Genomic DNA, 670 nt, shown 5'->3' on the forward strand with positions numbered 1-670 from the left:
TCGGATATCAGTTCAGCGAGATAGTCCGTTCGCTGATGAGCGTTTATTTCTGTGGCGGCTCATGCGTGGAAGATGTAACGTCACAACTGATGCGCCATCTCTCGTATCATCCTACCCTTCGTACATGCAGCTCTGATACCATCCTCAGAGCCATCAAGGAACTGACACAGGAAAACATCTCCTATACTTCCGACCAAGGCAAGACCTATGATTTCAATACTGCAGACAAACTCAACACATTGCTTATAAACGCTTTGGTTTCTACAGGCGAGTTGAAGGAAATTGAGGAATACGATGTTGACTTTGACCATCAGTTCCTTGAAACGGAGAAGTATGATGCAAAACCGACCTACAAAAAGTTCCTCGGCTACAGGCCTGGCGTATATGTTATCGGTGACAAGATAGTCTATATCGAGAACAGCGATGGTAACACGAATGTGCGTTTTCATCAGGCAGACACCCATAAGAGATTCTTCGCTCTTCTGGAATCCCAGAACATCCGTGTAAATCGCTTCAGGGCAGACTGCGGTTCCTGCTCGAAGGAAATCGTCAGTGAGATAGAGAAGCATTGCAAACATTTCTACATCCGTGCCAACCGATGCAGTTCGCTCTACAATGACATCTTTGCTCTGAGAGGATGGAAGACGGAGGAGATTAACGGCATCCAGTT

At 46.3% G+C, this 670-nt stretch carries 1 pseudogene; it reads left to right on the plus strand.

The features are described from left to right. A pseudogene (locus tag CIK96_RS08350) lies at positions 1–670 on the plus strand (IS1380-like element IS612 family transposase); the annotation flags it as partial.

The sequence above is a fragment of the Prevotella sp. P4-98 genome, from assembly GCF_002251405.1.
Taxonomy (GTDB): Bacteria; Bacteroidota; Bacteroidia; order Bacteroidales; family Bacteroidaceae; genus Prevotella.